General features: G+C 34.5%; 19 protein-coding genes and 1 pseudogene. 12 read left to right on the top strand and 8 right to left on the bottom strand.

Translation table 11 applies throughout. The features are described 5' to 3' along the window. The 4 genes from ACPWTF_RS23560 to ACPWTF_RS23545 all read left to right on the top strand — a co-directional run bounded on the left by ACPWTF_RS23560 (window position 1) and on the right by ACPWTF_RS23545 (window position 2,252). Window positions 1-405 (top strand): response regulator, encoded by a 405-nt coding sequence (locus tag ACPWTF_RS23560; RefSeq protein ID WP_427873499.1) that lies wholly within the window; start codon window positions 1-3, stop codon window positions 403-405. A gap of 90 nt (window positions 406-495) precedes the next feature. Continuing rightward, complete coding sequence (locus tag ACPWTF_RS23555) at window positions 496-831, top strand: winged helix-turn-helix transcriptional regulator (RefSeq protein ID WP_427873497.1); 336 nt, start codon at window positions 496-498, stop codon at window positions 829-831. Between the two features lie 343 nt (window positions 832-1,174). After that, window positions 1,175-2,113, top strand: coding sequence for a calcium:proton antiporter (locus ACPWTF_RS23550; RefSeq protein WP_427873495.1), 939 nt, complete (start codon window positions 1,175-1,177; stop codon window positions 2,111-2,113). Then, the gene (locus ACPWTF_RS23545) at window positions 2,085-2,252 is read left to right on the top strand and encodes a hypothetical protein (RefSeq protein WP_427873494.1); all 168 of its coding nucleotides are present in this window, start codon (window positions 2,085-2,087) and stop codon (window positions 2,250-2,252) included. The genes ACPWTF_RS23550 and ACPWTF_RS23545 overlap by 29 nt, the downstream gene beginning before the upstream one ends. Window positions 2,253-2,519: 267 nt before the next feature. Here the strand turns inward: ACPWTF_RS23545 and ACPWTF_RS23540 are convergent, their stop codons facing one another. Further along, window positions 2,520-4,238 carry a hypothetical protein gene (locus ACPWTF_RS23540; RefSeq protein ID WP_427873493.1) on the bottom strand — a complete coding sequence of 573 codons (1,719 nt, stop codon included), beginning with the start codon at window positions 4,236-4,238 and terminating at the stop codon, window positions 2,520-2,522. A gap of 339 nt (window positions 4,239-4,577) precedes the next feature. On the opposite strand from ACPWTF_RS23540, the pseudogene gndA reads away from it, so the two are divergent. The 4 genes and pseudogenes from gndA (at window position 4,578) to ACPWTF_RS23520 (ending at window position 10,312) form a co-directional block, all read left to right on the top strand. Further along, window positions 4,578-5,988, top strand: a pseudogene (gndA, locus tag ACPWTF_RS23535) (NADP-dependent phosphogluconate dehydrogenase). A 27-nt stretch (window positions 5,989-6,015) separates the two neighbouring features. Further along, window positions 6,016-7,548, top strand: a complete 1,533-nt coding sequence (gene zwf, locus ACPWTF_RS23530; RefSeq protein ID WP_427873491.1) for a glucose-6-phosphate dehydrogenase — start codon at window positions 6,016-6,018, stop codon at window positions 7,546-7,548. Beyond that, window positions 7,529-8,245, top strand: a complete 717-nt coding sequence (pgl, locus tag ACPWTF_RS23525) for a 6-phosphogluconolactonase (RefSeq protein WP_427873489.1) — start codon at window positions 7,529-7,531, stop codon at window positions 8,243-8,245. Before zwf ends, pgl begins: the two co-directional genes overlap by 20 nt. 342 nt (window positions 8,246-8,587) lie before the next feature. Beyond that, window positions 8,588-10,312 carry a hypothetical protein gene (locus tag ACPWTF_RS23520; protein WP_427873488.1) on the top strand — a complete coding sequence of 575 codons (1,725 nt, stop codon included), beginning with the start codon at window positions 8,588-8,590 and terminating at the stop codon, window positions 10,310-10,312. Window positions 10,313-10,502: 190 nt separating this feature from the next. Here the strand turns inward: ACPWTF_RS23520 and ACPWTF_RS23515 are convergent, their stop codons facing one another. The 7 genes from ACPWTF_RS23515 to ACPWTF_RS23485 all read right to left on the bottom strand — a co-directional run bounded on the left by ACPWTF_RS23515 (window position 10,503) and on the right by ACPWTF_RS23485 (window position 14,868). Beyond that, the gene (locus ACPWTF_RS23515) at window positions 10,503-11,060 is read right to left on the bottom strand and encodes a hypothetical protein (RefSeq protein WP_427873487.1); all 558 of its coding nucleotides are present in this window, start codon (window positions 11,058-11,060) and stop codon (window positions 10,503-10,505) included. 5 nt (window positions 11,061-11,065) lie between these two features. Continuing rightward, window positions 11,066-11,290 carry a hypothetical protein gene (locus tag ACPWTF_RS23510; RefSeq protein WP_427873485.1) on the bottom strand — a complete coding sequence of 75 codons (225 nt, stop codon included), beginning with the start codon at window positions 11,288-11,290 and terminating at the stop codon, window positions 11,066-11,068. 144 nt (window positions 11,291-11,434) lie between these two features. Beyond that, the gene (locus tag ACPWTF_RS23505; RefSeq protein WP_427873483.1) at window positions 11,435-11,803 is read right to left on the bottom strand and encodes a hypothetical protein; all 369 of its coding nucleotides are present in this window, start codon (window positions 11,801-11,803) and stop codon (window positions 11,435-11,437) included. A gap of 335 nt (window positions 11,804-12,138) precedes the next feature. Next, the gene (locus ACPWTF_RS23500; protein WP_427873481.1) at window positions 12,139-12,369 is read right to left on the bottom strand and encodes a hypothetical protein; all 231 of its coding nucleotides are present in this window, start codon (window positions 12,367-12,369) and stop codon (window positions 12,139-12,141) included. A 237-nt stretch (window positions 12,370-12,606) separates the two neighbouring features. Next, window positions 12,607-13,032 carry a hypothetical protein gene (locus ACPWTF_RS23495; RefSeq protein WP_427873479.1) on the bottom strand — a complete coding sequence of 142 codons (426 nt, stop codon included), beginning with the start codon at window positions 13,030-13,032 and terminating at the stop codon, window positions 12,607-12,609. A 176-nt stretch (window positions 13,033-13,208) separates the two neighbouring features. Beyond that, window positions 13,209-13,859, bottom strand: coding sequence for a hypothetical protein (locus ACPWTF_RS23490; RefSeq protein ID WP_427873478.1), 651 nt, complete (start codon window positions 13,857-13,859; stop codon window positions 13,209-13,211). 13 nt (window positions 13,860-13,872) lie between these two features. Beyond that, window positions 13,873-14,868, bottom strand: coding sequence for a succinylglutamate desuccinylase/aspartoacylase family protein (locus tag ACPWTF_RS23485; RefSeq protein ID WP_427873476.1), 996 nt, complete (start codon window positions 14,866-14,868; stop codon window positions 13,873-13,875). A 346-nt stretch (window positions 14,869-15,214) separates the two neighbouring features. Here ACPWTF_RS23485 and ACPWTF_RS23480 point away from each other — a divergent pair, with 346 nt between their 5' ends. The 4 genes from ACPWTF_RS23480 (at window position 15,215) to ACPWTF_RS23465 (ending at window position 21,769) form a co-directional block, all read left to right on the top strand. Then, window positions 15,215-15,574 carry a hypothetical protein gene (locus ACPWTF_RS23480; RefSeq protein WP_427873474.1) on the top strand — a complete coding sequence of 120 codons (360 nt, stop codon included), beginning with the start codon at window positions 15,215-15,217 and terminating at the stop codon, window positions 15,572-15,574. A gap of 228 nt (window positions 15,575-15,802) precedes the next feature. After that, entirely contained in the window at window positions 15,803-16,897 is a 1,095-nt protein-coding gene (locus tag ACPWTF_RS23475; protein WP_379800472.1) for an efflux RND transporter periplasmic adaptor subunit, read from the top strand. Window positions 16,898-16,947: 50 nt separating this feature from the next. After that, window positions 16,948-20,070 carry an efflux RND transporter permease subunit gene (locus ACPWTF_RS23470; protein WP_427873472.1) on the top strand — a complete coding sequence of 1,041 codons (3,123 nt, stop codon included), beginning with the start codon at window positions 16,948-16,950 and terminating at the stop codon, window positions 20,068-20,070. 202 nt (window positions 20,071-20,272) lie between these two features. Further along, window positions 20,273-21,769 (top strand): TolC family protein, encoded by a 1,497-nt coding sequence (locus ACPWTF_RS23465; protein WP_427873470.1) that lies wholly within the window; start codon window positions 20,273-20,275, stop codon window positions 21,767-21,769. Window positions 21,770-21,906: the final 137 nt, after the last annotated feature.

Below are 21,906 nucleotides of genomic sequence, written 5' to 3'. Positions count from 1 at the left end.
ATGCCGGAAAAATATAATTTACATATCGTAATTGCTGAAGATGACATAGATGATGCAGATGTTATTACAGAAACTTTTACCAAAAATCCAAATTTTAGCAAAGTCAGTCTTGTTGCCAATGGCGAGGAGCTGCTTAATTATCTAAAAAACGGTTCGAACGAAAATCCCGATGTTATTCTTACCGATATCAATATGCCCATTATTGACGGTATTGAAGCTTTGCAAGAAATCCTTAGCAATGATGAATTAAAAAAAATTCCGTGTTTTGTTTATTCCACAAGCATTAATCCTTCTTACAAAGAAAAATGCGATGATATGGGCGTAAAAGCCTACTTAATTAAACCGTACTCTTTTGAAGCTTTCGCTGAAATTCCGAAAACTATTTTGAGCATTATTGAAGCTTAAATTTCGTTTCATCTTTATTTTTTTTCATTATTTTAGATTTATGGTATAACTTTGTAACCAGTAAATTTTCTAAACTAATGCTGTTTTGTTATGGAAAGAAATCAGAAAGAAGAAGTACAAGCGCTTCAGGACACGTTACATGTTTTGGGCGGAAAATGGCGTTTGCCCATCATTAATTCCATCTGTAACGGAAATAACCGTTTCAGGGAAATCGAACGCAGTATTCCAGGAATTACGACACGCATGCTTTCGCGAGAACTCAAAGAAATGGAGATCAATATGCTGATCAAAAGAACTGAAGACCGTGATGCCGAAATTCAAGTCAAATACGAATCGACGCCGTACTGCAAATCTTTTGCTCCCGTAATCGAAGAAATGATCAAATGGGGAAAATCGCATCGTAAAGAGATTATTCGAAACTCTTAATCTTTTTTAAACACATAGAAACATAGATTTTTTATTTGAGAAAGAATTTAAAAAGAAACTAGTTTCTAACACATAGTCTCAGTACGAAGCCAACTTTGACAAAGTTTAAACTATTAAGGAAAAATCGCATCGAAAGGAAAACATGAGAAATTCTTAAATAAAGTTTTAATTTTATTTAAGTCAAAATATACTTTTTGAGTCAAAACACTCTTAAATAAACTTAAAAAGTGCTTAAAAATGTCTTTTTTTTATCATTTTTAGCTATAAAAGTTCTATCTTACAAAAAAGGTAAAAGCCGATTCTGTTGGCCCTATCGGCAGTATAAACTTTAAAACTACAAAAAATGAAACAACTATTACAGTGGACCATCATTATTCCAATCCTTTCGTGGGTTCTTTTATTTAGCGGACTTATAGCCGACAGCAGCTTCTTTCAGATTATTGCTAGTATATTGCTTATTCTGAGCGTAATGTCAGCAGTTCATCACTCCGAAATTATTGCAGAACGCGTTGGAGAACCGTACGGAACCATAATTTTGGCGATTTCTATTACTGTAATTGAAGTTTCTATTATTGTTTCTTTAATGCTTTCTGAAGGTTCTGAGGCCGCATCTTTGGCCAGAGACACCGTTTATGCCGCCACGATGCTGATCCTGAATGGAATTATTGGATTGTGTCTACTTATTGGAAGCATCAAACATTACGAACAGAATTTCTCTACTTCTTCGGTAACGATTGGTTTGGTTTCGCTTATTTCGATTATCGTATTTACGCTGGTTTTCCCGACTTTTACAGAAAGTGTTCACGGCTCTTATTATTCGACGCCCCAATTGATCTTTGCTTCTATTGCCTGTCTGGTTATTTACGCTTCTTTTTTATTCGCACAAACCAAAGGGTATCGCCAATATTTTCTAACCAATACCACAACTGAGGACGAATCTAAAACACATCCGATCGAAATTAATAATAAAACATTTTATACAAGTCTTGTTTTTCTATTAGTGAGTTTAGGAATTGTGGTCTTACTGGCCAAAACCCTCTCGCCTACTATTGAAACTATTATTATAAGTCACAATCTTCCAAAATCTTTGGTTGGGGTTGTAATCGCCATCATTATTTTATTGCCAGAAGCTATCGCAGCGATAATTGCAGACCAAAAAGAACAGATTGCAAACGAGTTTAAACTTAGCTTTAGGTTCTGCACTTGCCAGTATTGGTTTGACTATTCCAACTGTTGCGCTCGTTTGTATCCTAATGGGAATTCCAATTGTTTTAGGACTTGACATTAAATCTATTGTTCTTTTGGCACTATCTGTTTTTACCGTAATGCTTTCTCTGAGCAAAGGAAAATCGAATATCGTTTACGGCGTTGTGCTTCTAGTTAATTTGTTTGCTTATATGTTTTTGATGATTTATCCTTAAAAGAATGGGATTTAAACACATAGAAACATAGAATTTTTTAGTTGAGAAAGAACTAAGAAAGAAACTAGTTTCTAACACATAGCTTTAAAAAGCCTGTAAAATTAATACTTACAGGCTTTTTTTATCATTTTTTAAAACAGTGTCAATCCAAAACTCCATCCAATCCATCCCAGAATATCTTTGCTATTATTGTTGATTATAGTATAGCGTTTGGTACGATCCTGAACGAATGTAGAAGTATTTAAATTGCCGTTTTTATCTTGTTTCTCAGACCAATAAAAATTTAAAGAAGGTTCGTGCAGAGAGCGCTACACCTTTACATAATTGAAAAGAAAAGGACGAATCAAATTTAGATAAGGAATTATAAACGTCCCAATTTCCTAAATAAAGATATTGCGTGCTAAATTCGGGATTAAAAGTGAAGCGTTTCCCTAACGGAATGTTCTTTCCTAATCCGATTCCGAAAGAAAATAGCTTTTCTTCATCGGTTCTATCGCTTCTTCCTGCCATTAAAATGGTATACATTTTATGGTCTCCTGTTTTTACAGCAAGATTTATGTCTGAAATCTCGTTGCTTGTAATACTAATCTTTTTATAACCGCCTTTTTTAAAGTTTAGCAGACCAAAACTATAACCAGACGGTGAATCTGTAATGTTGACTAATCCAAATTGGACTCCGTTTAATTCTTTGGCATAATTAAAAAGTCCTGTAATTTGAGCACCACGCACAGTATCTTTTCCAATATTGTAAATTCCCGAAAGCTGTAATCCGTTTTGCGAACCCTTTACTGTATTACCAATTCCTGCAATTTGAAGTCCTTTAGAATCTTTATAAACATTGTTATAGATACCGCCCATTTGCAAACCGACTTGCGAACCTTTCACACTATTATGAATGCCACTTACTTGCAATCCTCTTAAATTGCCAAAAACATTATTATAGATTCCGGCTAACTGAATTCCGTTAACAAATCCTCCAACGGTATTAAATATTCCTGCTATTTGAAGCGCGTCAACATTCATACGATTAATGTTGTAAAGCCCTGCCATTTCTAGCCCGCGAACTCCAGCATTATAACCTCCTAATATATTTAGCGAAAAATTATTGACAATTTGCGTATTCAGCATTCCTCGAGTGCTGATACTTGGAATTAAAGAAGCCTGCAAAGGAACCTTAGAAATAAATCCTCCTAGATTGAGCGCTTGTATTTTTTGTTTGGAAGAAATAAAGAAACGGCCAATTCCTGATCTTTCAATTGCAGAGAAATCTCCATCAATATAATCTGTTTTATTTTTTTTATCTCCCATCTGAATTTTAATTTCAGAAAGAAATACCATCGTCACCGTTTTGTAATTCTCCTTAACAGCTGTAAGTTCTATAGCTTGAGGTGCATTTTTTAATCGAAGTTCAAAAAAACCATCTTTATTAGTTAAGGTAGACACAAGTGCATTCTTTTCTAATACACTCACATTTTCAATACGATTATTGGTTTTTGTATCTACAATATAACCAATTACAATTTGCTGTCCATCACTCAAAACAGTGTTTTTTTCTAACACAAGAGCAAGTTCCAAAGGAGCATAACGAACAATAACAAACCCTGGCGATTCTTTCAATTCATATTTGGCACCTAACAGCTGATCTAAAACTCCTTTTATGGTATTATTATCAGTATGAATGCTAACGACACTATCTTTTACAGCTAGTTTACCATAATAAGCAAATCTAAAATTTCCTTTTTCTTCCATTAAGTCCAAAACACTGCCTAATGGTTTCTTATCTGCTTGAATAGATATTTCGTTTTCTAATACCGACTGTGCATTTGCTTTAAAAAAGATACCCGAAGTAAGGGTTAAAAAGATGGCTGTAAAAACAAACTTTATGTTTCTTGGCATAAAAAGGATATAATACTTTAATGAATTAAATCTTGGATCCAATAATTGGGTTTTCAAAAATACCTCAATTCCTATATTTTCAATAAACATTTTTATAATTTTTCACATCTTTTTTCTTACGCGCATGAAGCTGCTTCTAATAAAAGTATTGACAAATGGCATTAGCAGTATTACAACGATATAGTTGAAAAACAGTCATAATAAGCGTAATTTTTACACATAAAAAGTATCACAATAAAGACCAAAAGTGAACGATTTTACCCCTTATTTTTCAGCATTTTTCTCTAACTTAGCGCTCTACATTTTGAAATGTAAGATTAAAATAACCATTGTTTTGCTGCAAAACATTGAATGAAAAAGAATTACCATACTTTCTCTTACTTTTTGCTGCAAAAACATTTCTTCTAATAATTTAGTTAATTGAAAACTATGAGCAAATTTGATTTTGGAATTGTAGGACTCGGCGTAATGGGTCGTAACCTACTTTTAAATATCGCCAGCCATAACTTTGCGGCTGCAGGTTTAGACTTAGACACCGAAAAAGTCAATTCTCTTCAACAAGAAGCCGATGCCGACCACACTATTGAAGCGACGACAGATGTAAAACATTTTGTAGAGCTTATTCAGCAGCCAAGAGCGATTATGTTATTGGTTCCTGCTGGAAAACCAGTTGACAGCGCTATCGCCAGCTTATTGCCTCACTTAGATAAAGGAGACATTATTATTGACGGTGGAAACACTTATTTTACAGATACGGACAGGAGATTTATTGAATTATCTGAAAAAGGAATCCACTTCTTCGGAATTGGAATTTCGGGTGGTGAAAAAGGGGCTCGTTTCGGTTCGTGCTATGATGCCAGGAGGAGATCAGAAAGCTTATGAAAGACTTCGTCCTATTTTTGAAGCCATTGCAGCAAAAGTAGACGGCGAACCTTGTGTAGAATATTTAGGAAATGGTTCTGCTGGAAACTACGTAAAAATGGTTCACAACGGAATTGAATATGGAATCATGCAGTTGATTTCTGAGATTTATGACTTAATGAAAAGAGGTTATAACTTGGATGATGAAACGATTCAGAAAACTTTTGCTGAATGGAATCAGACAGATGATTTAAGATCGTATTTGATTGAAATTACTGGAAACATCTTAAAACAAAAAGATGAAGACGGAACACAATTAATCAACAAAATATCGGATTGGGCAAGATCTAAAGGAACAGGAAAATGGACTTCGCAAAATGCAATGGATTTACAAGTTCCAGTTCCAACAATCGACGCAGCGGTTAACATGCGTGATATGTCTAAAACAAAACCAGAAAGAATTGAAGCGGCTAAAAAATTAGTTTGGAACGCTGATGAAACAAATGTTCCGCAAAGCGAAGCCATTGCGGCTTTAAAATCGGCTTTGTATTTTTCTATCGTGGTAACTTACGCTCAAGGTTTAGCTCAGCTTCACACCGCTTCTAAAGAATACAATTACGGATTAAATCTAGAGACAGTTGCTAAAATCTGGCGTGGCGGATGTATCATTCGTGCGACTATTTTAGAGGATTTCAGAAAAGCATACGTAGCAAAATCAGATTTGCCAAATTTACTTTTGGATGGCGGAATAGCTTCAAAATTAGTAGAAAACCAAGCAGGAATGAGAGCTGTGATTCAGTTCGCCGTTCAAAAAGGATTGCCTGTTTCAGGATTAATGAACTCGTTATCTTATTTTGATGCTTATAGATCTGCTAATCTTCCAACTAATTTAATTCAGGCACAGCGTGATTATTTTGGAGCGCATACTTACGAGCGTATCGATAAAGAAGGCGTTTTCCATACACAATGGGCTGAATAAACAATTAAAGCAACACAACTACACACAATGACTAAAAATAAACTAAAGAATCCAACCATCATTGTTATTTTTGGTGGAACTGGAGATCTAGCAAAGAGAAAGCTCTTCCCCGCTTTCCAAAATCTGTACCTTGACGGACGCATGTCTGAACAGTTTCAGATTATTGCTCTTGGTAGAGCTGAAAAAACCAATGACGATTTTCGCGCTTATGTAGCAGAAAATCTAAATCTGTTCTCAAGAAGAAAAGGAGTTGACGATCCAGAAACAGAAAAGTTTCTTTCGCATATCTCTTACCACAGTCTTGATATCGATAAAGAAGAATCATACTTTGGACTAAACGAAAAAATAAACGATTTTGACCTTGCTTTTGGCGAACGCGCTAATCGTCTTTTCTATCTTTCGATTACGCCTTCTTTCATTTCAACGATTTCAAACAATATCAAGAAAATTGGACTTGCTGCAAATCCGAAACAAGATCGTATTATTATCGAAAAACCTTTTGGCTACGATAAAGCTTCTGCAATCGAGTTGAATGAAATGCTTTCGCAGACTTTCAAAGAAGAGCAGATTTATAGAATCGACCACTATTTAGGAAAAGAAACGGTTCAGAACATCTTGGCTTTCCGTTTTGGAAATTCAATGTTTGAGCCATTATGGAGTCGTAATTTTATTGATTTCGTGCAAATTACCGTTGCAGAAGAAGTCGGCGTTGAAGAACGCGGCGGATTCTACGAAGGTGTTGGTGCATTGAAAGACATGATTCAGAACCACTTGTTTCAGATTCTATGTATGACGGCTATGGAGGCTCCTGCTTCTTTGAATGCTGATGACATTCGTAATCGAAAAGCAGATGTTTTAAAGTCAATTCGACGTATTAAACCAGAAGAAGTTGATCATTATATCGTAAGAGGCCAATATGATGCTGGAGAAATAAAAGGAGTTCCTGTTCCGGGTTACCGTCAAGATAAAGGCATTGCGCCAGATTCTAATACAGAAACTTATGTAGCCATGAAAATCTATTTGGACAACTGGAGATGGCAGGGAATTCCGTTCTACTTGCGTTCTGGAAAAAGAATGGAAGAAAAACAGTCTTCGATCATTATTCAGTTTAAACCAGTGCCGCATTCTTCATTCTCATACGGAAAAGAAGGCATGACACCAAACCGATTGATTATCAACATTCAACCTTCAATGGACATTAAACTGCAGTTTATGACCAAAAAACCAGGCTTATCGATGTCTTTAAGACCTGCAGAGATGGTTTTTGATTATTTTTCTTGTTCTACAATGTCACCAGAAGCTTATGAAACACTAATTGCAGATGCATTATTGGGAGATCCTACTCTATTTATGCGTTGGGATCAAGTAGAAGAAGCTTGGGATGCAATTGAAACGATTCAGCAAGTTTGGAAAACAACGCCTCCAAAGAATTTCCCAAATTACAAAGCAGGAAGTTGGGGACCTGAAGAAGCGGATGAATTGTTGGCACGTCAAGGCCACAAATGGATTCCGAATACACAAACAAAAGAAGAAGTTTTAAATGATACAGATACACAATAATACAGAAGAAATTAATACTGCGGCTGCAGATCTTTTTGTAGAATCAGCTCAAAAAGCGATTGCAGCAAAAGGCCAATTTACAGCTGTACTTACAGGAGGTTCTTCTCCTGCTGGGATTTACAAATTATTAGCTTCTGATGCCTACAAAAGCAAAATAGACTGGAGTAAAGTTTATATTTTTTGGGGTGATGAAAGATGGGTTCCGCTTACTGATGATTTGAGCAATGCAAAAATGTCTTATTCTACCCTATTGAGCCACGTTCCTATTCCGCAAGAAAACATTTTTGAAATGTACAAAGACGGTGTTACACCAGAAGAATATGCAGCTGAATATGAAAAGTCTATCAGAACAGTTTTAGGCGAAGAAGGTAAATTTGACTTGATTCTTTTAGGTATGGGCGATGACGGACATACAGCTTCTCTTTTCCCAGGCGAAGCGGTTCTAGAAGAGCAAACTAAATGGGTGGATGCTTATTATTTAGCCCCTCAAAAAATGTATCGCATCACGCTTACAGCTCCGCTAATTAACAAAGCAGAGAAAATCGTAGTGGTGGCTTTTGGAGAAAAGAAAATCAACGCTTTAAAAGAAGTAACAACTGGCGAATACAATCCAACATTATACCCAATGCAATTGATTAAACCAGTTTCGGGCGAATTATTGTTTTTGGTGGATAAAGTTGCTGCGGGAACAAACTAAGAAATTATTTATTTCTATATAATTTAAGGTCTATATTGAAAAATATAGACCTTCTTTTTTTGATAATTTTTTTTCACGCAGATTTTGCAGATTTAAGCAGATCTAAACAGATTAAATTTAGAAAAAAATCTGCGTGAATTTGCTTAAATCTACAAAATCTGCGTGAAACCTAAAGCCCAGCCATACAATCACAAAACACTGAAAAACAAATATTTACACAAACCTATTTCTTTTTTATTTAATTTTGCTTAATACTCTCCTATTCAATCCATTAGATTATAAGCATTAGTTTTCTTCAGTAGAGCTTTTACACTGATTATATAATTTCAAATCCATTTTGCGATGAAATATAATTACTTTCTAATTGCTGTTTTTTTTCTTTTTATTTCCTGTAAAGAAAAAAACACAGAACCCAAATCAGTTAAAATTAGCGCTTCGCAAGGGTGTTATATTCCGAAAACGAACGATAAAGATTGGTACACCCAAAACAAGAAAGCACCAAAATTTAAGGGTCTTGATGGTGTGAATTTTAAAATTACAACCAATAATCCAGAAGCGCAGGAATATTTCAACCAAGGAATGATGCTCGCTTACGGATTCAATCACGCCGAAGCAGCCAGATCATTTTATGAAGCTTCACGATTAGATCCCAATTGTGCCATGGCGTATTGGGGATTTGCCTATGTTTTAGGTCCGAATTACAACGCCGGAATGGAAGAAGATAATTTTCAGCGTGCTTATGATGCGGTTCAAAAAGCTAAGAAACTTTCTGTGAAATGTTCTCCGAAAGAAATGGCTATGATTGACGCCTTATTAGTGCGTTATGCTAAAAATCCTCCTGCTGATAGAAAACCGCTCGACATTGCGTATGCCGAGGCGATGAAAAAAGTATATACTCAGTTTCCCTCAGATCCTGATATTGGTGCACTTTATGCGGAATCTCAAATGAATCTCCATCCGTGGGATTTGTATGAAAAAGGCACTGGAATACCTAAAAAATGGACTCCAGAAATACTTGCCGTTTTAAACGAATTGATTAAAAAAAATCCGAAACATCCGGGTGCGCATCATTTTTTAGTTCATGCTGTAGAAGCTTCTGCACATCCAGAAAACGGACTTAAAAGTGCCAAGTTGCTAGAAACTTTAGTTCCTGGATCCGGACATTTGGTGCACATGCCGTCTCATATTTACATTCGTACGGGAGATTATCATGAAGGCACGCTTTCTAATATTGAGGCTGTTCGAATTGATAGTTTGTATTCTACTGCTTGTAATGCACAAGGCGCTTACCCTTTAGCCTATTATCCGCACAATTATCATTTTTTGGTGGCTACCGCTGCTTTAGAAGGAAATTCAAAATTGGCTTGGAAATCGGCACAGATATTACAACAGCATATATCTCCCAAAATCATGCGTGAAGCTGGCTGGGGGACTTTACAGCATTATTATAGCATTCTGTATTATATCGCTGTAAAATTTTCGATGTGGGATAAAATTATGGAGATTCCACAACCTGAAAAAGATCTCGTATACCCGAATGCTATTTGGCACTATGCGCAAGGAATGGCTTATCTCGGAAAAAATGATATTACCAATGCCGAAAAACAGCTCGCGTCTCTTAATCAATTAGCCAAAGATAAAACCTTAAAAGAGGTTACTATTTGGAATATCAACACCACTTACGATCTTGTTCAAATTGCTGCCAATGTACTTTCAGCAGGAGTTGAAGCCAAAAAGAATAATCTGGATAAAGCAATTGTTCTTTTAAACAAAGCAATAACAATTGAAGATCAGTTAAATTACAACGAACCGCCGGATTGGTTTTTCTCTATTAGACATTATTTAGGCACAGTTTTACTAAAAGCTGGAAAATACATCGAAGCAGAAAAAATCTACAGACAAGATTTACAAACGCTCCCAAAAAACGGCTTCGCCTTAATCGGACTTTACAACTCTTTAGTTGCTCAGAAAAAAGAAAAAGAGGCTTTAAAAATTAAAACCTCTTATGATGATGCTTGGCAATATGCCGATTTTGAGATTAAGGATTCTTCTAGTATTTTGGAGTGATTTTAGTTTTTAAGATGTCATCGTAAAAAGTCAGAGACTTTTATTACGTTTAGAAATTCTAAGACCAAAAAAATTGCGCAAAGTCAGAGACATTTGCGCAATTTTTTAATTCAAGTTTGGAACTCTTTGCAGAGCGGTAGCTGGACGAGGTTTAAAACTCTTTGCAGAGCGAGGGGGAAGCATTAAATAATTATTTAACATGGTTTGCTATTTCTAATTTTATTAATTGTAATTTTAAACTGTCCGCAATTGTTATGTTTTTTTGCATACCAATCCCTTCACGATTTAATATTTCCAAATAGCGCACACTTGACATGCTTTTTTCTCTTGCCCCTATCCACAGAAAGCTAAAAAAATATTTTCGCTGATAGCCATCCAACTTTTCAACATTTTTTAAGTATTGAACAAGACTAGTATTGGTACCATCATATTTTAATTCTGCACCAGTATATAAATCAAGTAAATTCTCAAAAACCTTAGATGAATATTTAAACTTCTTATGTTTTTCGACCATAAGAATTGTATATGGTAAAATTTCTTCTTTTTTGTACTTATTATTTAAATAATAAAGTTCCAAATCAGCATATGAAATTTCATCACCAAAGTCTTTAACACTAGATTTTGCAGTATTAATTTCATTATCATATCTTTTTTCTGATATAAGAGTATTTTTATCATCGTTATTTTGCTTCTTACATGCTGTATTGATGATGATAAACATTATTACGCATAATATAGTTGATTTCATTCTTTTTATTTTAAATTAATTGGACTATTTTTAGTCCAAACTCCATTCTCAAATACATTATACCAACCCTGCTGAACTTTGCCTCCCTTAGTGAATTCTATAGTGCCTTTTTCGGTCCAGTTCTGGGCTGGAGCATAAATTCTAAGACCTTTATGCGCATTCGTCAAAACCTGAGAAATATTATGTTCTCGTAAAGAACCAGTTGTACACGCTTTTAATACCATTGTCAAACTCTTTGTTTTACCATCAATTAGATTTCCCCCCGCTCTCCGAAGTCTTTCTTAATAGTGCTGCGCAAATGTCTCCGACTTTGCGCCATCGCAGCTCTTTATTTCAAACTTAGAATCCTTTATAGAGCGAAGAGGAAAATTTTATTATTTTGGAATTATTAAATTATCTTGAATATTGACAGTCTCAGTCCCATAAGAATTATATATTAAAAAGTCAAAGCTCCCTTTGTTTTTTACAACTGAGTCACCAATTTCCACCTTTTGATAACAATTATCCCAAACATTAATTATTTTACCAGACTTCAAAACCAGTTTGCAAATAGAATGGTCTGCAGAATCTACATATTTATTAACTACAAAACCATTGTATTTATAACTTAACTCGTCTTCATAATTTACTTCCTCTACTGTTTTTTGAAAATAAGAAAAAACAAACAGAAAACTAATGATAATAAAGATGACAACACTTAAAATGTTTTTATAATTTTTGCCTAAAAAAAATTTCTCATTCATATTAACTATTTAGAGTCAAAGACATTTGCGCAACCCTTTAATTCAAATTTTGAACTCTTTTATAGCGAGTAAAAAATGCCCTGTTAGACAATTCTAAAAATTAGAAAAACTGATCTACTTATTACAAAATTAAATTTACTCTGTTCAATTCAATTTCCGTGCCCGCAAAGATTGGTTAGTCCTCTTTGTAAACATAAAAAAGTAAATTAATTATATAGCTTTTGCTTTATTAATTTATTTTGTGTCCAATCATTCCGGGCACGGATTGCAAATCCGCGCTAACGTTGCTGAGATAAATCTTCGCGATCGGGTTTTAAAAACGCAAAGATAAATCATTAGTTAAAAAGTATTTCTAAAATCAAAATAGCTATCAACATAGCAATACCCAAAAAAATGAAAGATATCGAAGCCCAATATAACTTCAAATTACTATAATCTTTCAAATAATCTGAGTAATTATCTCTTTTTATTCCAACTTTTGGTTTTCCATTATCTTTATATTTTTTGATATAAATGAAAGTACCAATAGCTATCATCAGCAATAAAATTATAATTATTTGTGCCATTAAAACTTAGTTTAACAAATTCTAAAAATTACTATTTACTAATTAATTCTCGACTAATTCAATGTCCGTAGATGTTGAGGATCCTTGGCATTTCTTATAATCCCGATTGCGCAGATTTACTCTCAATCGTTGGCACGGATTGCAAATCCGCGCTAACGTTGCTGAGATAAATCCTTACGATCGGGCGTTTGTGCAACTTTTCAATTCAAATCTGAAACTTTGGAGAGATGGGTGTATCTAATTAATTTTATCAATTTCTTCATATTTTTGAATGTTGAGTTTATTCTTGACCCTTAAAAAATATCCTATCTCTTTAGTTTCTGGATAAACTACAAAAATGGAATCTTCTGTATATCTAATAATTTTTTTAGCAGAACCAAAAAAAGTAAATATTGAATCATTAGTTACATTCCATTTTTTTTTAAATTGTTTAGGATGGTCTGTAAAAATTATCCGCTTGTTTTTTATTTTGTTATATGAATATTTTACCACATTTCCTTCATTATCGAAGCTAAATGTAAAACTGTAAAATTCACTTCTATCTCTAGGCCATTCATAATTCCAAAATTGGATAGAATCTTTACATATTAAATATTCTAATTCTTGCTTCTTGTTTGTGCAACTTAAACAAAGAAGAACAAATAATATAAGTCCTTTTTTCATATTAATTTATTTATGAGCAATTTCCAATTTTCCCAGCTCTCTGAAGTCTTCCTTAATAGAGTTAGGTAAATATCTTTGAGACATTTGCGTAACTCTTTAATTCAAATTTTGAACTTCTTTTTATAGAGAGAAAAATGCTATGTTAGACAATTCTAAAACTAGAAAAACTAATCTACTTATTGCAAAATTAAATTTACTTTGTTCGATTCAATTTCCAAATTATAAAGTTTATAATTCAACTGCTTCAACTTATTTAATATCTCAGAACTCAGAAATAAAGACTCTAATTCTTCCTGTTTTTTTCTATAATAATAGGAGACTTTTAATTCTTTTTCATTTTTATAATCTTTAATCTCCCAAAAACAATCATTTGAAAGTTTTATCTGCAAATTGATTGGTACATTTATAACCTTTTTTTGGCCTGCTTTTAATAGAATAAAATCTTCTATTTTAATACTTTTTTTCTTTTGCATCCATTTCTCATCAAAACTTCTCGATATCAGATCTACATCTTCATCAAAACAATTATTTGATTGCCAACTTAAGTTTTCATTATTAAAATTATACACAATCATATGTACTAAAAAAAAACTCGTCTCATTTGTTGGTAACATAAAATTCCATTTTTCACTGTCAACAGAGTTTAAAATTGGAAGACAATAATTATAAGATGAATTATTACTAATCAACAATTTAGCATAACTATTGTTTTTTAAAACTTTGTCAACTATTTCAAATGTTATATCCTTCGCTCTTTTTTCTTGCGAAAAGCATAAATTCAAAAATAAAAAAAAACTAATTGCAGTTACTTTTAATGCTTTAATCATCTTTCAAGTTTTTCTAATATCCAATACAAAAAACAGTCTCACCTTTATTCACTGGCGGAGTTCCGATTTTATATAAAATAATTCCAGTTGCGGGTGATTTAATTTCGATTAAAACCTTTCCAAATTCATTAGAAACAAATCCGATTTTATCGCCTTTTTTTATGTAATCTCCGCTTTTTAAAGTACTATTAAAAATTCCCGCAACTTCTGCTTTTACGTATTCCTGATTACTCAAATAAACAGCTGATGGATTTTTCACAGAAGCTATTCCGTTGCTGTACATTTCCATGTAATTGAGCATATTATAAACTGCTTTTTTAATCAAATGTACCGCTTCTGTCTGTACATTTCCTAATTTTCCAGCTTCGATACTTAAAGCTGTTTTTCCGTTTTGGGAAGCTTGTTTGAAAGCATATTTTGCAGGTTCGGTTTTCGTAATCGTGTACGGATAAGAAACAATATGATTGATTCCTGAAATCTCTGAAAGTTTACTGCTTAAAAGCGTTTTCTTTTCTTCTGATGCATTATTGTAGTAACACACAAAAGGAAGCAAATCTTCATTGGCATCGCCTCCATGAATATCCAAAAAAACATCTGATTGAGGAATAATCTGCTTCGTGATATAATTAGCAATCTGTTCTGTAATAGTTCCTGTTTCTGAGCCTGGAAAAGCATTATTCAAATTTTTATGGTCTGACGGATTTACAAATGGTGTTCTTTTATAAAATGAACCAACATTGGCAATTGGAACCACAATCAAAGTTCCTTTCAACTTTTTCGGATCTATTTCTTTGATTAATTCCTGAACTGCTGTAATCGGCGGATATTCAAAACCATGTATTCCCGCAATAATGGTAAAAACAGGTCCTTTTTCTTTTCCTGAAAGTATCGTTACAGGCATATAATTATAAGGCGAGTCTGTTTTGAAATGAACCAAAGTGTCGGTTCTTTTTGCAATGTTTTCTTTTATTAATTTTTCTAGATTTTGTCCATAACTAATTATACTCATCAATAGCATTAATTTTGTTCCAAAAAGCTTTAAATAATTCACGTGGTATTCTTTTTATTATGGGAAACAAAGTTTGCTTCCTTATATTCTTATAGCGCAAAGATAAAAAAGTTTACTCTTTTACTAAATTCTCAAAATCCAATTGATACTAACTTATTAATAAGGAACAGAGTAAAAAATTAAAACCCCTAAAAATCAACTTCAATTATTATCAAATTTTTAAATCTCACAGTTTTTAGAAAAATTTTAAGAAACCTTACTTTTCAAATTACTATATTTGGCGCACTTTAAACAAATATATTACCTCTTTTTAAGGAACAAAATTATATAATCTACTGTACTGTAAATGAAACCCGCCAAGTTCATATATGTCGTTTTACTATCGTTGCTTTCTTTTTTTAGAGGTACCGAGACGTATTCGCCAATTTATAGTGCTAGCAGCTGCATTACCTTAGATAGTGTTGCAGCAGACGACACGCAGATTTTTTCTTCTGACTTTTCTTCTTCTAAAAATCTAGAAGTTCATTATAAGCTCAAAAAGAAAATGAAATGCAGAGCGACTACTTTGGAACAAAGTACGATCAAAGCTCCGTATTTTAGCAATTTAGTCAACTTCAAAGTCTATAAAGAGACTTTAATATATGGTATAGCTTCAATATACCACATCGAAAGACATCCTCATCTTCATTTGTATCAGCTTTTCTAGGCTTTAAATTTTTGTCGTTTTTATATTTAGAATAATATCTCATTTGCTTATGCAATAGAGTTGCTATTGCTATAAAAACATTCTCAAAACGGTACTTTTCTAACAGAGAAACATCCAAAATCCATTTTTATCTTTTGTTTCGATTGTTTTCGAAAACAGAATCCAAATTCATACTCCCGATATTTATTATCAAGGGAGAAAATCTATTTATTCAAAAATTTAAACCTAATGATGAGCATTTATAAAAATCCATTTCTTTTATGCACCTTGGCTTTATTCGTTTTAGTCTCGTGCGGAGATAAATCAAAAAAAGATTCAAACAACATAAAAACGTTTCCTGTTTATAAGGTAACTCTAAAAGACACTATAGTTTCGAGCAAATTTGTTGCCGATGTACATGCTAAAAACAATGTAGAAATCCACGTTCGTATTCCTGGTTTATTAGACAAAGTATATGTTAGTGAAGGACAAAAAGTAAAAAAAGGGCAAATCCTTTTTAAAATAAGCGATGTTGAACTTCAGATTCAATTGCTAAAAGCTGAAGCGGTTTACAAAAGCGCAAAAGCCGATTTAAGAATTGCCTCTGTAGAACTAGAACAGGCTCAAACCCTTTTCAATAAAAAAGTAATTGCAGACAAGGAATTAGAATTATCTAAAGCAAAATATGAAGCCACTTCCGCGAAATTGGCTCACGCTGCTGCAGAAAGAAAAGCAATCAATCAGCAGATTAGCTTTACCACGATCCGCGCGCCATTTGACGGAACTGTTGACCGTATTCCGTTTAAAGAAGGAAGTTTAGTAGAAAATGGTTCATTATTGACTACTGTTTCTCAGTTAGACGATGTGTACGCTTATTTCTCAATTCCAGAGAACACTTATTTCCAAATGATGGAAGACAAAACCTTAAACACGCAGGGCGATATTAGATTGGTATTGCCAAATGGACAAGTTTACGATCAAAAAGGAGAATTAAGAACTGCTGATGGAGATATCGACAAACAAACAGGTTCGATTCAATACAAAGCAAAATTTCACAATCCGCAAGGATTTATCAAACACGGAACTTCTGGAAAATTGATTATTTCAGAGCCAAAAACCAATGCAATTTTAATTCCGCAGAAAGCTGTTTTTTCTATTCAGGACAAACAATACGTTTTCCGCGTGAACAAAGATGGAGTAGTTAAAATGACGAATGTTACAATTGAAACGACTCTAGATGATGTGTATATCTTGAACGAAGGTCTAAAAAGCGACGACCTAATTGTGCAAGAAGGTACACAATCATTGAGAGACGGCGATAAAATCAACATGAAACAAATGTAGGTTATCGACCTGTAAAACAGTTATTTAATTATTTATCTAAAAAATTTAAAATGATAGAGTTATTTATCAGAAGGAAAATATTGTCATTAATCATCTCGGTTATGATAGTCCTTCTGGGATTGCTGGCGTTGTTTCAGCTTCCCATTACCCAATTCCCAGACATTGTACCACCGTCTGTAACCGTTACAGCAAAATATACAGGAGCAAACGCAGAGGTTTCGGCCAATGCCGTCGCCCTTCCGTTAGAAAGAGCTATCAATGGTGTGCCCGGAATGACGTATATGTCAACCGTAACATCCAACGATGGTTTGACCTTAATTCAGGTTTTCTTTGAAGTAGGAACCGATCCCGATCTGGCTGCCGTAAACGTGCAGAATAGAGTTACCACGATTCTGGACGAACTTCCAGAAGAGGTAATTCGTGCTGGGGTTACAACCGAAAAAGAGGTAAACAGTATGTTGATGTACTTGAACATTACAAGTACCGACAAAACGCAAGATGAACAGTTTATCTTCAACTTTACGGATATTAATATTCTTCAGGAATTAAAACGTATTGATGGTGTCGGACGTGCCGAAATCATGGGTCAGAAAGAATATTCGATGCGTGTTTGGTTAGATCCAGAAAAGATGCTTTCATATAATATTTCGGCAAATGAAGTGATTAATTCACTTCAAAAACAAAACATTTCTGCAGCGCCAGGTAAAGTCGGTGAAGGTTCAGGACAAATGAACAATCAATTACAATATGTAATTAAGTATGGCGGAAAATTCTTCGAGCCAAAACAATATGAAGAAATTCCGTTAAGAGCCAATTCAGACGGAACTATCTTAAGATTAAAAGACATTTCGAAAATTGAATTTGGTGCGATGAGTTACGGAATGGTTTCTAAAACCGACGGAAAACCTTCGGCATCCATCATGTTGAAACAACGTCCAGGTTCTAATGCCTCTGAGGTTATTGCGAGCGTAAAAGAAAAAATGTCCGAATTAAAAGGCTCTTCTTTTCCTCCAGGAATGGAATTCAACATTGCTTATGACGTTTCGCGTTTCCTTGATGCTTCTATTCACGAGGTTTTAAGAACTTTGGTTGAAGCCTTTATTTTGGTAGCATTTGTAGTTTTCCTTTTCCTTCAAGATTGGAGATCTACTTTAATTCCAGTATTGGCAGTTCCTGTCGCGCTTATTGGTTCGTTTACGTTTATGTCGATGATGGGCTTCTCGATCAACTTATTAACGCTTTTCGCTTTAGTACTTTCTATCGGAATCGTGGTTGATAACGCCATTGTTGTTGTCGAAGCCGTTCACGTAAAAATCTCCGAAGAACATATGTCGCCAATGGAGGCTACCATTAGTGCCATGAAAGAAATTACAGGTGCCGTTATTGCAATTACGATTGTAATGGCTGCCGTATTTATTCCGGTTGCTTTCTTGAGTGGTCCGGTTGGGGTTTTCTATAGGCAGTTTTCTTTAACAATGGCTATTAGTATTGTGATTTCGGGTATTAACGCCCTTACCCTTACTCCTGCCCTTTGCGCTATTATGTTAAAAGCACACGATCCAAATAAAGAGAAAAAATCGCTTTTAGACAGATTCTTTAATAGATTCAACCATTGGTTCGATAATATTACTTCAAAATACATCAAAGTATTGGTGAAGTTTGCCGATCGTAACACCGTTACAGTGGGTATATTAGTTCTATTTTGCTTTTTAACTTGGGGAACAACCAAATTTTTGGCATCTGGATTTATCCCAACTGAAGACCAAGGAATGGTTTACGTAAGTGTTACAACACCGCAAGGAGCAACAGTAGAACGTACTGAAAAAGCCCTAGACGAAGTAACTAAAATTGCTCGCGGAATTAAAGGTGTCGACAACGTAACAACTCTTGCTGGATACAGTATTGTAACTGAAATCGCTGGAGCTTCATACGGAATGGGAATGATCAACTTAAAAGACTGGAGCGAACGTGATATTTCGGTAACCGAATTCATGGCAGAACTTACAGAAAAAACCAAAAACATTACCGATGCACAAATCGAGATTTTTGCTCCGCCAACCGTTCCTGGTTTTGGTAACACCAGTGGTTTTGAGCTTCGTTTGCTGGATAAATCTGGAGGAAGTATTACCAATACCGATAAAGTAACCAAAGAATTCATCAAAGAATTAAACGCTTCGCCAGAAATTCAGAACTCTTTCTCGAGTTTTGATGCCACTTTCCCGCAGTATTTAATCCATATTGATTACGATTTAGCGGCCAAAAAAGGAATTTCGGTAGACAATGCCATGTCGACTTTACAAACCATGTTAGGTTCATTTTATGCAACCAACTTTATTCGTTTTTCTCAAATGTATAAAGTAATGGTACAGGCAAGTCCGCAATTCCGTCAAAATCCAGAAAGTATTTTGGATATGTATTTGAAAAATGAAGCTGGCGAAATGGTTCCGTTTTCTACTTTCATCAAATTAGAAAGAGTTTACGGTCATGAGGTTCTAACACGTTACAACATGTACATGTCGGCTATGATTAACGGTGAACCTGCTGAAGGTTACAGCTCTGGAGATGCCATTGCTGCTGTTGAAAAAATTGCTGCAGAAAAACTGCCAAGCCGTTTTGAACTGGAATGGTCTGGTATGACGCGTGAAGAGATTTTATCAGGAAACCAGACGATCTACATTTTTGCGCTTTGTATACTATTTGTATACCTATTGCTTGCGGCACAATACGAAAGTTTATTGCTTCCGTTCCCAGTATTATTAAGTCTTCCGGTTGGAGTTTTCGGTTCTTACATCGCGCTTGTCATGGTTGGATTGGACAATAACATTTACGCTCAAGTAGCACTCGTCATGCTGATTGGTCTGCTCGCCAAGAACGCCATTCTGATTGTAGAGTTTGCTATGGCGCAGAACAAACTCGGACGTGATATTGTCGAAGCAGCAATTGAAGGAGCAAGACTTCGTTTCAGACCGATTTTGATGACTTCTTTTGCTTTTATTTCAGGATTGATTCCGTTGTGTATCGCTTCTGGTGCAGGTGCAATTGGTAACCGTTCGATTGGTACAGCAGCTGCAGGAGGAATGTTAATTGGAACTGTGTTTGGTCTTTTAATCATTCCTGGACTTTACATACTGTTTGCAAAATTGGAAAAACGAATGAGCAAGTCAAACAATTAATTCGTTGATCAAAATAGATTAAATAAATCTATTTTGATCTGCAACAATCTTTTTAAAATCTGCGTGAAATATTTTTTTACGCATAGATTTTTTCACGCAGATTAATACAGATTAATACAGATTAAAGCAGATTTAACAGATTAATCTAAGCTAATGAATACGATTGAAAAATGCTTGGCAGATAGAACAAATAAATTAAACAATGAAAGAGATATTAAATCAATATAAAAATACTGATATGCATTTTCTAAGGACAACCAAAAGTGCCGTTGTAATAACCGGAGTTTTACTTTTAACGGCTTGTTCGGCGCCAAAAGTCAGTAACAAACTAGACGCAGCAAAGCTTCCAGAAAATTTTGATAGGGAGAAAAAAGAAGCTTCAACTGAGGCTCAACCTTTTATTCCGTTAAAAACGGAGACGTTTTTTAAAGATCCCAAATTAGAGGAACTATTAAAAAAAGCCATTACCAAGAATCCTGATTATTTAATCATGCAGGAAAGAATTTTAATTGCCAATTCGCATTTAAAAGTAGCAAAACTAGCACTTCTTCCCTCTTTAGATCTTGTGGCCGATGCTTCGGGAACACATTACGGAAAATATACAATGGATGGAGTTGGTAACTTTGATACCAACTTTTCTCAAAATATTAGCGACAAACAAAGAATCAACGAAGATCTTACTCCTAACCTATTTTTGGGAGCCAAAGTTTCTTGGGAAGCTGATATCTGGGGCAAATTAAGCAATCGTAAAAAAGCAGCTCAACAGCGATTTTTTGCTTCTCAGCAAGGAATGCGTTTGCTGCAAACGCGTCTTTTAGGAGATGTTGCCGACTTGTATTTCAAATTGATCGCTTTAGACAAACAAGCCGCGATTTACGATAATAACTTGAAAACGCAGGAAAAAGCGCTTGATATTGTTTCGGCACAAAGATCGGTTGGAAAAGCGACAGAATTAGCTGTACAGCAGTTTAATGCACAAAACAATAACATTCACGCCGAAGCGTCAGAATTAAAATTAAGCATTGATCAGACCGAAAAAGCGCTATTGACACTTTTAGGCGAATATGGCGGAAAAATTGACAGAAGCAGCGATTTCTTATCTGGACATTTGGAGGTTTTAAACCAAAAAATCAGCGTGGATTCTATCATTCACAAAAGACCAGATGTATCTGAAGCTTACTTCGAATTATTAGCCAGTAATGCAGATGCCAAATCGGCTCGTGCCGCTTTTTTTCCAACTGTGAATTTGGGCGGATATGCAGGATTCAATTCGTTTTCGTTCAACACTTTCTTTGACGCTGGTTCTTTCGCTTGGCAGATATTGGGCGGATTAACAGCTCCCGTTTTCAACAAAGGACAGATCAAACAGGAATTTTATGTTTCCAACAGAAGACAGGAAATTTCATTTCTGCAATATCAAAATACGGTTACAACAGCTTTCAACGAGTTAAGTGCTCTGTTGCATAGAAATCAAGCTTACGAAGATGTTTTAAAATATAAATTAAACGAAATTGATCATCTCGAAATTGCCGTAAATGTCTCAAACGATTTGTATTTGAGCGGTTATGCTAATTACTTGGAAATCATCAATGCACAAAAAAATAAATTGCAGGCCGAATTGGATTTTGTCGATATCCAACTTCGAAATGCAAACTCTCAAGTATTGCTTTATAAAGCTTTAGGCGGAGGAATAAATTAGTTTATATGTTGGTCAAAAATGGCTTCTGTTTATAATAGCTCATCGCAGAGGTTGTTTTATATCCCATTTCTTTTTGAAATGGGATTTTTTTTTTAAAACATGCCCCGTAGGACTAAATTATTTTTAACACATAGATA

Origin of the sequence: Flavobacterium sp. MMS24-S5, assembly GCF_050320125.1 — a bacterium.
GTDB classification, from domain to species: domain Bacteria; phylum Bacteroidota; class Bacteroidia; order Flavobacteriales; family Flavobacteriaceae; genus Flavobacterium; species Flavobacterium tyrosinilyticum.
This window is presented reverse-complemented; position numbering and strand designations above follow the sequence as displayed.